Here is a 13,446-nt window from a genome sequence, read left to right as displayed (position 1 = left end):
ATCAGCTATCAGCTATTAGCTATCAGCTAATGCGCTACCTCCCAGCGTCGAAGCCTGTGCCACGCACGCTACTTGAGGTGCTTTTGAATAAGCGATGCAGCGCGGTCTTGGGGAGGCAGTGCGGTCTTGGGGGTTCCCCCCATGAGCAACTGCCGTGGTTTCCCCCATGAGCGACTGCATCAAGACAACAAGTAAGCATTGCTTTAATCTCTGTTACGTCAGCTGACGGCTGACGGCTGACGGCTGACGGCTGACGGCTGAATGCTAACCTTCAACCTAATAACCTTAAACCTGCTAACCCAAAAAAATAGCCGCAGAAATACTTTCCACGGCTAGGAATTTTCGACTATGCACTGAATTTTTCACCTATCTGTTCGCGTAGCGAACAGACCGGAGCCTTTGCCCTGGGGGGAAACCCCCCCAGAAATTTAGCGATGCAGCGCCGCCAAAGGGGGTTTCCCCCATGAGCGACTGCATCAAGACAAGCTGTTAACGCCAAATCCAGTATCTCCTCATAATAGTAATAAATTGCCCTGGAATTCCAGTGGGTTGAAGAGGACTCCACTCCGAAAGCTGTGCATAGCCCATGGCATTAAGGATATGCATGGTATGGCTTATTTGCTGGCGAGTTCCCTTTAGAATATACGGAACAAGGAATTCTTTTTCGGAAAACTCTTCAGGAGTAATCTTCGAAGTGATATCCTCTGGATTATTGTCTGAATTTGGCAGAAAATTGTGATGCATAGTCGAAAAACTTTTTTTTAGGTTAACAATTATAATTATAATGATTACTAACTAAGTTGTCAAGGGTTTTTAGATTTTTTTCGGGAGGGGTAATTGAAATAAAGCGAGGGAATCGGGAATCGGGAATCAGTAAAAAATCGGAAGCGTTCGCGTAGCGTGACATGCAGGTCAATCGCGTTTTTTTTAATTAAAATTATCGATAAAATTGGTTAGCTAAAATTGTAATAATAAGTTAGCGATCGCGTAGGGTGACATGCAGGTCAATCGCGTAGGGTGACATGCAGGTCAATCGCGTTTTTTTTCGGAGTAATATTACCGAAAGCTTCGACAACAGTAAATCGATACAATCCGAATTTCCCTGCTCCCTACTCCCTACTCCCTACTCCCTACTCCCTGTTCCCTTTGCCATTAATCTACACCGTTCAATCATATCAACATAAGCTGGCGATAACTGCTGCCAACTAAACCGTTCATAGACCGTACGATGACAATTTTCACGCTTACTCTCGTTATACCCTTCTCCCAAGACTTGAGAAAGTAGAGTAGCTAAACTTCCGGTTAATTCAAAATTAGCGAAATATCCTTCATTGCCTAAAACAAAGTGAGTAATGTCATAATCATGAGCTAAACAAGGTAAACCATGGGACATCGCTTCCACAATTACTCGTGGTAATCCTTCATGGAGAGACGCTAAGACGAAAAGATCAGCAACCTGATAGTAATTCGTTACTTGCTCACGAGCAACAGTTCGCACTTGAAACTGATCAACCCCTAATAGCTCTTGGCCAAGCTGAATAATTTCTGGTGATTCAGCATCCTGTTGACCTAATAATACTAGGAATGGTCTAGGTTTTTGCAAACTCGCTACTTCATTAATAATGTAGTCCATGCGTTTATGAGACTTATTAATCGCTGCCACAGAAAGAATTAAGGGTTGCTGTTTCGGTAGTCCTAATTTCTCTCGTAACCCCTCTCGTTCTAATGGTGATAGTATCTGTAATTTGGCAGAAATAAAGAATCCAGAGGGTAGTAGACTTTGTTGATCAGCAGGCTCTCCATAAGTTAACGCCTGTTTAAAGTGAATTGGTGTTAACTGCTGTACATGATCCCAACGGGAAAAAGGAGGGGATAAGGCTCCTCCATTACGGAAAAGTAGCTTATAATTCTGTTTTGTCAAACGCCGCCAGTGCCACAGTAGATAGCCTAAGCCATCATCACTGAAGTAAATTACCTCTGGACGTTTACGATATATATGTGATAATAAACTTAAGGTAAATGATGCTTGTTCAATAAAGTAGCCTTCTTGTCTGACAAAATAGTCACCTTTTTTTAAAAATTCACTTACTTGCTTAACCAATCGTCCCAGTTGACCTGCCATCCAACTATACCGTGGCAGATTCCATAATGTAATCATTTTTTCTTCCGACTTACCTCCTCCTTTAAAAAGGGTGATATCAAGAGACGATTCCTGAGATAAAGCAGCAAAGCACTCTTGGGCAAACGATTCATAGCCCCGCTGGATATGACCTAGACCAGAACAGATTAGAAAAACTTTAGTCATGGGATCGCGGATTGATTTATTATCGGTATATAGTTAAATTGTATAGCTCAGGGAATAGGGAACAGGGAATAGGGAACAGGGAATAGGGAACAGGGAATAATAAAAAATAAATAATAAATAGTAAATATTGCGTAGGGTGTGTTAGGGACGGGCTTGCGCTAATGTTTCGGTAGCCAGTATTAGGACAGTCCGTCCCGTAACGCACCACCTTGTCAAACTATTCCAATTGAATTCATTGTGGCCAGTTAATCAAGGGAATGCAAAATTACTCTTGTCTTTCCTTAAAGGAGTATGTTCAAAACTAAAATAAAAGTGCTATATAGCGTTTATAGGACTCATGAGGTACACATTATTTTTTACTTCTTCCCTCTTCCCTCTTCCCTCTTCCCTCTTCCCTCTTCCCTCTTCCCTCTTCCCTGCTCCCTGCTCCCTAAAAACCAGAAATTTGTACCTCACAAGTTGTAGAATTGCTATATATATTATTATGCTATTAAAAATAATTCTTAACCAAAACTTCCAGGTCATTGAGAATGCTGCCGAAATTGATGACCACTTTTGTTTAAAATTAAGACCGCAAGCTAAGGCAAAAGTCTACCGAGTCTTGATCAACGATACAGGACAAATCCTACTCGAGCCAATTCCAGAAGAAGAACAGTGGTTATGGGATACTCTTAAACCGTAATAAATCGTGATAATCCGGTACAAAACGGTCAAGGTTCAATCTATTGTGGTCCGAGTGAGAAGTGGTCATTCAGCAATTGGAGTCAAGCCTGCCACTTATCTTTCTGGACGTTCCTCAAATCCCGTTGAGGAGTTGCTTGAAAGCCCGAGTTTTACTATGCTTGCAGTTAAGCCAATCCAGCTCAACTGCATCTAGCAGACTCAGTCCCATCCCTTCCAAGAAACGCGCGGTACGACGCAACAATACTGCCTGCACCTCGGTTTTACTCATGTACCGGGTGATTTCCTGATCCGTACCCCTAGCAAGGACATTTTTGGCAGCATTGTAGTCAGCCTGCAACACGACCCCATTAAATCTGGTAAAACTGTCCCCGCTTCTTTTGCCCAATAGGGTTCCGGTCACGGAGTCAATTTGCGACGTGTAACTAGGCTGAACTTCTGTAACAACCGATCCAGTCCAATTAGCCCACTTCTGTAAAGAGTCCCGTAATTTTCCCTTCATCCAACTATTTAGCTTACGGGAAATGGCTTTGGACTGGCGTTTATTTTTTATCGGCTGTGTTAAATCTTCAGTAAATACTTTTAGTGATTCGCCACCAAAAACAGACTTAGAAGCTGCTCCTATAATGGCTTTAATTTCTAATTGATCCTGCCTATAACGCTTATTTTCTGTTTTTCTGGTTAAATTATTTTCTAGTATCCGAGCCGACTTTGCTGGATCTGTTTTTTCTAATTTTCTATGGAGTGCCCAGAGTTTCCCTCTGTTTCTATTTTTCGCACAAATACGATCGGATTTCTTGGTGGTTACTTCGCCCAACTCCTTACCATGAGCCTGGCCATCTGAGTCATAGAAAGCCTCAGTGTATCCCTTGTCCAATCCTATGCTCCGACGTTTGGCAGGGATTTTAACTTGGCCATGGTCTACTAAAAAGTGAACTTCAAACCTTGATAATGATTGATTGTATATTAGTCTAATCTGTCCTTTTATTTTACGATTAGACCGAACAATTATTTTATTTCTTTTCCCTCTCCTTAGCCCAGCTAACTCTAACTGGTAAGTGTTACGAGAGAGTCTCCGACAGTTATAGCCTCCCTGCTGATAGACTATCTGGTTTTTGACCCAAGAATGTCCCCGTTGAAACTCCTTTCTAACAAACCTATGGAGAAGGGGGCTATCCAAGAAAGCTAAGCTTTTTAGTTGTTTGCAAAGATCTTTTCTTGTCTTCTGATTATCTTTTCCAGGGAACCTTTTGTAAACCTTTTTAATAACAGCATCAGCACAAGCTGCCTGTTGAGCAGTAATGGCTTTTGCTACATCACTGACCGTCCATTCCATCAATTTGGCTGGCAGTCCCAGGGTATCAGGAGTCCTAAAACTTCTGACCTCTGGATAGGCTTTTTTCCAATCAAGACCCCAATGACTAATACTACCTAGCTTGTTGTAGGATTCAGACCTGACGATGCCCAGTTTTTTCATGGTAGACAGCAACTCAGCCTGAACCAACTCACTCATCCCTATGACAGGAACGATTTGAGTTGATCTCTTTTTTGCTGTGTCTACTTTCATAGGGCTTAGTTAGGTCTGAATCCTACACTTCAATGATACTCTAGCGCTAGTAAAATGTCAATGTCCGAATTGTGGTATTAAATACCGATTTATCCCTATTTTTAGGGGTCTAAATGCGAGGCAAAATCCCGAAACCCTGGCGCAGGTGAAACGAGGTATCCAGCAAGCAGCAGAAGCTAAAGGAAAATATTTAGGTGATTTCGCTCAATATGCTAGCCTGGAGATTGATGACTAGTGGATTTTCAATAATTAAACTATCAGCGATTAGCGCTACATCACAGGCTTCTAGCCTGTGCCACGCACGCTACTTGAGGTGCTATCAGCCTATGGGCTAGGGGCATGCTACACCGAACAGCTAAAGGCCAAAGGCTACGCTATGGGAACAGCTTTTGAATAAAATAAGCTGACCGCTGACCGCTGACCGCACCTCAAGTAGCGCATATGCTTAGAACTTCATTAGTATTCCCTAAGATACGGAAATCCGAATCCCTATCGGTGGACAACCCCATCTCTCCTATCAAAAGTAATCCCTCAAAATCGTTAAAGGGACATTCATCATATTAATGTAGCAATACCAATGACTGTACTGGAACAAGGCACAATCACGATTCATACTGAGAATATCTTCCCGATTATCAAGAAGTCTCTCTACACCGATCATGAAATCTTCTTGCGGGAGCTGATCTCCAACTCAGTGGATGCCATCCAGAAGTTGAAGATGGTCTCTTATGCTGGGGAGATTGACGGGGATGTGGGAGACCCGGAAATTAAAATTACCCTTGATAAGGATAAGAAAACTCTCTCCATCTCAGATAACGGCATTGGGATGACTGCCGATGAGGTGAAAAAGTATATTAATCAAGTTGCTTTTTCTAGCGCTGAAGAATTTATCAAGCAGTACCAAAAGCAAGCTGACCAACAGATTATCGGTCACTTCGGATTAGGTTTCTACTCAGCTTTCATGGTGGCTCAGAAGGTGGAAATTGATACCCTATCTCACCGAGGAGGGGCAACAGCCGTGCATTGGTCCTGTGATGGTTCTCCAGCCTTTGAACTATCGGATTCTGAGCGGACAGAACCAGGTACTACCGTTACCCTCACTATGCAAGAGGAGGAACAAGAGTACTTAGAACCCTCACGGGTTCGTCAGCTAGTGAAATCTTACTGTGATTTCATGGCAGTGCCCATCAAGCTGGAAGATGAGGTGATCAACAAGCATGAGGCACTGTGGAAGAAATCTTCAAGAGATCTGACTAAAGAAGACTATCTGGAGTTCTATCGCTATCTTTACCCCTTCCAAGATGAACCCTTGCTGTGGGTACATCTAAACACAGATTATCCTTTCTTGCTTGATGGCATTCTCTATTTCCCCAAATTGAAGCCAGACGTGGATGTGACTAAGGGGCAAACCAAGCTTTTCTGTAATCAAGTGTTTGTCAGTGACAACTGTGAGGAAGTGATTCCTAACTTCCTAATGCCACTGCGAGGGGTGATTGATAGTCCTGATATTCCCCTGAATGTTTCCCGTTCTGCTCTGACCAAAGACCGGACAGTGGCTCGGATTGGTGACTTTATTGCTAAGAAAGTTGGCGATCGCTTAAAGCAACAGTACCAAGATGAGCGGGATCAGTACATCAGTGCCTGGCAAGATGTGGGTACATTCGTCAAGTTTGGCTGCCTCAATAGCGAGAAGTTTAAGAAACAAGTAGAAGATATAGTAATCTTCCGCACCACCTATCAACCGGTGGAAAGTTCCGAAGCTCCAACCACTGACACCCCTACTGACACCCCTAAGGTAGAAGTGCAATCCCAAGAGGGGGATGCTTGGGAGGATGTCACGCCAGATGCTGGCACAGAACAGGTTAAGTCTTCCTCTTCTCAACCCTACACTACCCTCAAAGAGTATCTAGAGCGCAATAAAGAACGCCACGAAAATCGGGTATTCTATTGCACTGATGAGGCTAGCCAAGCCACATATGTAGAACTGCACAAAAATCAAGGGTTAGAAGTCCTATTTATGGACTCCTTTATCGACAGTCACTACATTAGCTTCTTGGAACGGGAATATACAGAAGCTAAGTTCTCTCGGGTGGATTCAGACTTAGATGATACCCTTGTTGATAAGGACCAGGAAAAAGAGATTGTTGACCCGAAGACCAACAAAACCCGTTCTGACCTGATTAAGGAACTGTTCGAGCAAGCGATTAATAAGCCTAAGGTCAATGTCCGGACTCAAGCCCTGAAGTCTGATGACCCCCAAGGCACCCCACCGGCCATGGTATTGTTACCGGAAGCCATGCGCCGTCTACAGGAAATGACTGCCATGATGCAGCAGGACTCGGTGCAGTTCCCAGAGGAACATATTTTAGTGGTCAATACCACCCACCCACTGATTCAGAATCTAGTTAACCTCAGTCAAAGCAGTATTATTCAGAGTGGCGGTCAGTCTCCCTCAGCAGAATTGGCTAACATGATTTGTCAGCATGTCTATGACCTGGCACTGATGGCTCAGAAAGGCTTTGATGCCGAAGGCATGAAGGCGTTTGTGGAACGGTCCAATAAGGTTATGACCCGTTTGACGCAAGAGTAATCGGGAGTAGGGAATCGGGAGTAGGGAGTAGGGAGTAGGGAGTAGGGAGTAGGGAGTTGGAGATATATGTAGGGTGGGCAGTGCATCAGACAGATTCACCATGGTGGCCATAGACTTGGTAGGCACTGCCCACCATGGATTAATCACTCCCCCCATCTCCCCATCTCCCTATCCCCCCATCTCCCCATCCCCCTATCCCCCTACCTCCCCATCTCCCTACCTCCCCATCTCCCCATCTCCCGACTCCCTGCACCATCTGCGAGATATGATCAAGAACAGATGTAAATCAAGAGGTACCCCATGTCCCGTAGATGTCAGTTGACTGGTAAAAAGGCCAATAACGGCTATGCAGTTTCTCACTCCCACCGTCGGACTAAGCGCTTACAAAACGTTAACTTACAGGTTAAAAGAGTTTGGTGGGAAGAAGGGAAACGTTGGGTGAAGCTGCGGATTTCCACTAAGGCCATAAAGACCTTGCAGAAGAAGGGTCTACAAGCCATGGCTAAGGAAGCTGGAATTAATCTGAATCATTATTAAATGAGGGAATAGGGAGTAGGGAGCAGGGAGTAGGCAAGAGGCAAGAGGCAAGAGGCAAGAGGCAAAAATCCTGTTTAGCTCTTTAGCTGATGGGTTCCGATAATTACCCTTAATACAAATCTCCCCATCTCCCCATCTCCCCATCTCCCCATCTCCCCACCTCCCCACCTCTCCATCTCCCCATCTCCCCATCTCCCCATCTTTTTTCTCTGGGGATGATGGGTTTTTGGCTTAATGTGGGTAGGTTAAGTCTATGGTTTTTTGGTAAGCGGGAATAGTCTGTCTTTAGAGGAGGTAGGAAAGTCCTAGGCTAGGTAAACTGTTAACAAATCTCGGTTGTGTTTTTGGGAAATCTCGATAGTATAATTAAATATTTAATAATATTCTCTATTCGTAGGTAGATGTAACGGTAAGTTCCTAGGCGTAGGGTGCGTTAGGGACGGGCTCGCCCTAATTTTCTGCCTCAACGCCTGGGTTGGGACAGTCCGTCCCGTAACGCACCATCGGGTCTGTTAATTGTTGTTACCCCTTAGCTTCGTTGAAGCATTTGAATATAGGACTACCAATTAAGGTGTTTGACATTGATACAAGCAGCAAAAGCTCTTGTAGTCAACTATTGCCTATTGCCTATTGCCTATTGCCTATTGCCTATTGCCTTATCATCTAGGGTGCTTGAACTAGTTCGTCTTCAGGAATCTACTCAGGAAATGTGACAGGAAAATCCCTATGTCAACCAGGAAGTCAACCAGGAAGAAGTTAGCGAATGCGATCGCAAAACTACTCAAACAGGTAGTCAAACTGTCTCAAGCCATCACCAAACCCTTGATGCGTTGGCTGTTGCGTAGCTTATTTATTTTACACCGTCGCTCCCGGGTGGCAACAGCCGGGTTTGTGTTACCTACCGCGATTATGGTGACCTTGGTAGTAACCTTGCTGGTAACTGCCATTGTGTTGCGCTCCTTTGACCGGGTCAAAAATGCCAGTAACTATCGCGTCAATCAAGCGGTGTTCAATGCCGCCGCTCCAGCCATTGAGCGGGCTCAAGCCAAATTAGAAGCCTTGTTTGCTGACCCCACCCTGCCCCGCTCCACCCCATCCGAGGAAGCGTTGGAAAATGCCTTCAACAATCCCAGATACAACTTTGGTGATGAAAAGCGTTTGACCCTCGAAGAAGATGGTGAACAGATAAATACTGCCTGGAGGTTTCCGGTTGATACGGATAATAATGGCCTATTCGATAGCTACACCCTCTACGGAATTTACTTCAAAAGTCCAGATCCATTATTAGAAGACGAAAAAGTACGAACGCCTCTACAAGCGAGAACCCCACCGATGGGGGAGTCGAACGACAACCGGGGATGTGAAGCAGCTGCTAGCACTAGTGCTAGCCTAGTGGATAATTCCGGGTGGTTTAGATCCGGGTCGAAATTAAAGAAAAGTATATTTGTTTACACCGCAACCGTTCCGATTGTAGCTGGGGATACACTACCAGATAATACCACCTATGAAACTTACAACGGTGAGGCCGGATTCTCAGCTCTAGAGTATCAGCAAGACCGAGCCAGAATTCCCCTAGCTAACAATGCCATTGTCTACGAGGATGATTTACAAATCACTCCTGGAAGTGGCATCCAGATTAATGGCCGGGTTTTTACTAACGGGAATTTTCTCACCGGTAATGGTAACAATGAGTATTTTCAAGTCAGTAGCCCGGAATCTTGCTACTACACCGAAGAAAACAGCAAGATCGTTGTCGGGGGCAATATGGCCTTTGGTCGTGTTGATGACGAGCCAAATGAAAATCGACAAGGAGGAAAGATACATCTGTTCCAGGGTCAGCAGGAAGCACCGAGGGTCCAAGATTTAGATGACAACGATACATCCGTTACGCAAAATCCCAATGAGATTGGCAATAACAGCCAAGCCTTCACCGCACGAATTAATGCTCTGGTCACCGCTCAGTTAAACAAGGGTGAGGGTACTGACCCAGAGGAAGTATTTAAAAAGTACGAAGAAGTTGATGATGAAAATGAGCGTGAGAACCAACGGAATAAAGCTCTAGAGACATACTTCAAAGACCGCACCCGTCGTGTTCCCTATGCAGAAGTTGGCCCTGAAGTTGACCTAACTCAAAACCCTCCAAACGCTACTCTGGAAGGGAACAACCCTGACCAACTCCGACCCCAGGATGAGTGGATATATCCCTATGACCCAGATAATGGCACCACTAACAATGGCCTGACTCTCAATATCAGGGGAAATAATCTAAGTCCTGCCGCAACGGAACCAAGTGAACAACAGGAAGCAGGTAGGGAAATAGAAATTGGCGATCGCGTTTTGATCGGTCATGGCTTACCCGCTCGATGGTGGGATAACACAGCAGGGGCAGGGGAATTTCAGGGTGCCAGAGCTCCACAAGACATTGGGGGTGGCGTTACGTGGAATGACAGCGACGATAATCGCTTCCGCACTACCCAAGTCACTCCCTTGTCTGACTTAGGGGATACTGACCGCAATGGTTTCTGGGAAGCAGCAGCAGCCAGGGAACCAGTTCAACCTCTCGAAGGGTATGGGGGATTGCGGGTAGTTACCGGTGCTGGGATTTATGTGGATGATGAGCAGTTTGGTGATCCTCTGGCAAGCTTCCCTCGCAATAATCCTACTAATCCTGAGTTGGAGTCTTATTTGCCCCCTCCTGGTTGGGATATTAGGTTTGTGGATCCATCAAATTCTGGAGGTAGCAGAATACAGCTAAATGACATAGAAAACCAAACGATATTCCCCCCCATACGTGTCTGGCCAGATACCATGCCCATGCATGGTGGTGTAGGTGGTGATTTAACTAATAATAATGATTTTCCTCCTCCTGGTGATGACATTACTGATTTTGACCAGAACAGTGACCTATTGATGAGGGCAAGCGCCGTTTATCACTACACCGAAGGTGATGAACCGATTGCCTGTGTCAGTAGCTACTATGACCCCACAGATGAAAACTCCGCTAAAAATGATGTGGCATCTGGAGATGAGAATTGGGACACACCAGACCGATTTGATCTTAATAACGGCAGGTCTAACAATGGCATCGTTTACGCCTTTCCAGGTAGAAATGCTGACGACCAAAGACTGCAACGACAATCCCGATTAGTATTTCCCAATGGGCGTCTTGCCAATGAACCCTTGAGAACAGCTTTACTCAAACGAGCAGGTGAGCGCACCCTAGCTGATAATTCAGCTATTGATACCGCAAGTTGCGCCCTAGCAATTTTAGACGGTGCTACTCCTATGGGTAGTCCACCGATCCCCCATGGGGCAATCTACGAACAGTCCTTTTTGAATGCCAGACAAGTCCAGGAAATTGAGGATCCTAACACTCCCCAGCTCTATGACCTAGCGATAGAAGACCGTCAGCCTCTGGAAATCCGGGCGACAGTTTTGGATCTCGATCTGCTCAGAACAACAAAAACAAATGGTACATCACCCAACGGTCCCAGCCCAGAATTTCTGCTACCCAATAGCGGGATTATCTACGCCACCCGTGATGATGCGTTACTAGACCTAAGTGATCAAACTGGAGCTAACCCTGACGAAAGGAGGCGCTTAAGTTCTGTAGACTTTGAGCTAGACCCCACCCGCCGTCCCAATGGAATTATTTTACGTAATGGGACAGTGCTAGCCCGTCAAGACGAACGTAACTTATTTGACTTTACCACTCCGGCAGGAGCAGAGAAAGGGTTAATTTTAGCCACCAATTTGCCAGTGTATATCCAAGCAGCGGAAAACGAGATTGGAAATGGGACAACATCTGGCTTTAATTTGCACCAAACCCCTGGGGGAGATTTGGTGGAAGAGTTTACGCAACAACTTAAAAATGATCAGTGGAATAATAACAATTTTTACGAGCGTCGTAAAACTCTCGACAACAACTTTGCTTGTCGCCAAAATGATACTCGATTGCCGGAATGTACAGACGGGGATTTGTGGCGACCAGCAGTAGTGATTGCTGATAGCGTTACTCTGCTCTCTCAGAATTTTAACTTTGGTTACCGCTCCGATGGGGACTATGACCTGAGGGGAATACCAATGGGTAGTAACCTGGAAAATCCAAATCAGGATAACTTAACAGAGCTTGTAAATGAGGCTATATATGGTGCTGACCTGAATGGCAACGGTGTCGTAGGTGACCCTCAGGTTATAGAGTCTCAAATTGTCATAGGTTATGACGTAGACGGCAATGGTAACTTACAAACAAATTTCAATGAGACAGACCCGACCATTAACTTTGACCTTAATGGTGATGGTGTTGTAGATAACCCTATTGTTCCGGAGTCTGAGATAACTGTTGCAGCAGGACTCAAACTAAATGGCATATTTGACAATAACTTTGTCACTAGTGCCAACTGGTGGGATGTCAATGATGACAATATTATTGATACTCAAGATGACAATGGCAATCCTGTACCTAGTATTGTATCAAGACCTATTACTACAGAAAATCCGAATCCTAGAACTGTAAACAGTTCCTACCTCAGCAATTTTGTCACTCCGATTCAGCGACGGGTGCAATTTCCAGAGTATGTGATGGAAATCTGTCGCACAGTGCCGGTTTCAGCTTGTAGACCTGAGGACTGGGTGGTTAGCATACCAGGCAACCCAAATCAACAGGCTAGTAACCTTGTAGGAACTCGTGTCGATCAACTTTTGTCCGGCACAACCGCACAACCTGCCATAAATACCGCCGATCGACGCTATCCCCGTCGCATTGCTTTCGAACGGGAGGATCCTAATAATAATAACTACAACTTGGAGCTAGATCGCAATAATAATCCGATTCCTCTGGGAATAAATGCTGGAGGGACTGTCCAAGCTTACCCATACGATTCGTGGAATATACCTCCTCGATTACAACCACATGCTCTGTGGTACAGAACAGCTAGAAATCCAAATAGGCCTACCGATACCGCTCTAAGCTTCGGTCAGAACCAACCACTGTTTTACCAAACGCCATTACAAAACCCAACAACAGCGCAACCGATGTTGGTACCAGTCCTACAAGTTCACTCCCTGACTGCTCAACCCCGAGGGAGAGAGAACAGATTCCCGATAGAAAGAGGGGAATGTGTGGAAATGGAAGAGGGCTGGACACAGCGAGCTGATCCCAATGAGGACCCCAATGGAGCAATCTTCAATGTAGTGATTGCTGCAGGGGATAGTCCCCCCAGACCAGAGGAATATAACGGTAGTTTAGAGAACTTCGTACGCTTCCTAGAAAACTGGCGGGTAACTGGCGGAACCTGCAGAAACAATCAGGGTATCCCGGTGCGGATCAGCGGCTCCCTAATCCAGTTCAAGCGTGCGGCCTATGATACAGCTCCATTCGTCCATGCAAATGAGAACGCTGGTGCAGAATCAGTCCCCACTCGATTTGGATACGACATAGATGCTCGAGATCGAGGCTCTGAGTTTTCCATGCCCTATGCCACTGCTAGTGGTGAACTGCCCTATTACATGGCACCCACACGTCGATATGGTTTCGATGTGGCTCTGCTGACCCAGTTACCAGACCTGTTCTCCTCCAGGTTTACCACCCCTTCAGCGGGAGACCCCGATGAGTTTTTCCGGGAAGTGTCCCGAGATGACCCATGGGTGGAAACCTTACTGTGTGCCAAGAACGGCAATGATCCAGCGGTTAACGAGCGCTATTGCCGGAAATAAAAGGTTTTCAGGTTGGAGGTTGTTCGCGTAGCGTGGCCAATAGGCCAAGGT

At 45.4% G+C, this 13,446-nt stretch carries 11 protein-coding genes; 6 read left to right on the top strand and 5 right to left on the bottom strand.

Going from position 1 to position 13,446, the window contains the following annotated elements; translation table 11 throughout:
- Window positions 1-15: 15 nt before the first annotated feature.
- The gene (locus tag BJP34_RS44845) at window positions 16-180 is read right to left on the bottom strand and encodes a hypothetical protein (RefSeq protein ID WP_158517555.1); all 165 of its coding nucleotides are present in this window, start codon (window positions 178-180) and stop codon (window positions 16-18) included.
- Window positions 181-489: 309 nt separating this feature from the next.
- Entirely contained in the window at window positions 490-744 is a 255-nt protein-coding gene (locus BJP34_RS30770; RefSeq protein WP_070395629.1) for a hypothetical protein, read from the bottom strand.
- A 278-nt stretch (window positions 745-1,022) separates the two neighbouring features.
- On the opposite strand from BJP34_RS30770, the gene BJP34_RS41385 reads away from it, so the two are divergent.
- Complete coding sequence (locus BJP34_RS41385; protein ID WP_158517554.1) at window positions 1,023-1,184, top strand: hypothetical protein; 162 nt, start codon at window positions 1,023-1,025, stop codon at window positions 1,182-1,184.
- Here BJP34_RS41385 and BJP34_RS30765 read toward each other — a convergent pair.
- Window positions 1,124-2,305 (bottom strand): glycosyltransferase family 4 protein, encoded by a 1,182-nt coding sequence (locus tag BJP34_RS30765; RefSeq protein ID WP_070395628.1) that lies wholly within the window; start codon window positions 2,303-2,305, stop codon window positions 1,124-1,126. The two genes, BJP34_RS41385 and BJP34_RS30765, sit on opposite strands and share 61 nt — an antisense overlap.
- A gap of 337 nt (window positions 2,306-2,642) precedes the next feature.
- Between BJP34_RS30765 and BJP34_RS44840 the strand changes: the two genes are divergently transcribed.
- Complete coding sequence (locus BJP34_RS44840; protein ID WP_158517553.1) at window positions 2,643-2,987, top strand: hypothetical protein; 345 nt, start codon at window positions 2,643-2,645, stop codon at window positions 2,985-2,987.
- Between the two features lie 114 nt (window positions 2,988-3,101).
- On the opposite strand, the gene BJP34_RS30755 is transcribed toward BJP34_RS44840, so the two are convergent.
- Window positions 3,102-4,553 (bottom strand): zinc ribbon domain-containing protein, encoded by a 1,452-nt coding sequence (locus tag BJP34_RS30755; RefSeq protein WP_070395626.1) that lies wholly within the window; start codon window positions 4,551-4,553, stop codon window positions 3,102-3,104.
- Window positions 4,554-5,130: 577 nt separating this feature from the next.
- Between BJP34_RS30755 and htpG the strand changes: the two genes are divergently transcribed.
- The gene (gene htpG / locus BJP34_RS30750) at window positions 5,131-7,143 is read left to right on the top strand and encodes a molecular chaperone HtpG (RefSeq protein ID WP_070395625.1); all 2,013 of its coding nucleotides are present in this window, start codon (window positions 5,131-5,133) and stop codon (window positions 7,141-7,143) included.
- 300 nt (window positions 7,144-7,443) lie between these two features.
- Entirely contained in the window at window positions 7,444-7,680 is a 237-nt protein-coding gene (gene rpmB / locus BJP34_RS30745) for a 50S ribosomal protein L28 (RefSeq protein WP_008183615.1), read from the top strand.
- On the opposite strand, the gene BJP34_RS46160 is transcribed toward rpmB, so the two are convergent.
- Window positions 7,633-7,872: a hypothetical protein gene (locus BJP34_RS46160; protein ID WP_070395624.1), complete on the bottom strand. Its 240-nt coding sequence runs from the start codon at window positions 7,870-7,872 to the stop codon at window positions 7,633-7,635. The two genes, rpmB and BJP34_RS46160, sit on opposite strands and share 48 nt — an antisense overlap.
- A 389-nt stretch (window positions 7,873-8,261) precedes the next feature.
- On the opposite strand from BJP34_RS46160, the gene BJP34_RS49670 reads away from it, so the two are divergent.
- Together BJP34_RS49670 and hpsA are read left to right on the top strand one after the other, a co-directional pair.
- Entirely contained in the window at window positions 8,262-8,393 is a 132-nt protein-coding gene (locus BJP34_RS49670) for a hypothetical protein (RefSeq protein WP_267876413.1), read from the top strand.
- A 13-nt stretch (window positions 8,394-8,406) separates the two neighbouring features.
- Window positions 8,407-13,395: a hormogonium polysaccharide biosynthesis protein HpsA gene (gene hpsA, locus BJP34_RS30735; protein ID WP_070395623.1), complete on the top strand. Its 4,989-nt coding sequence runs from the start codon at window positions 8,407-8,409 to the stop codon at window positions 13,393-13,395.
- Window positions 13,396-13,446: the final 51 nt, after the last annotated feature.

It is taken from the genome of Moorena producens PAL-8-15-08-1 (genome assembly GCF_001767235.1).
Lineage (GTDB): Bacteria > Cyanobacteriota > Cyanobacteriia > Cyanobacteriales > Coleofasciculaceae > Moorena > Moorena producens_A.
The sequence above is the reverse complement of the archived record's forward strand: the minus strand, read 5'-3'. Positions and strand labels throughout refer to the sequence as shown.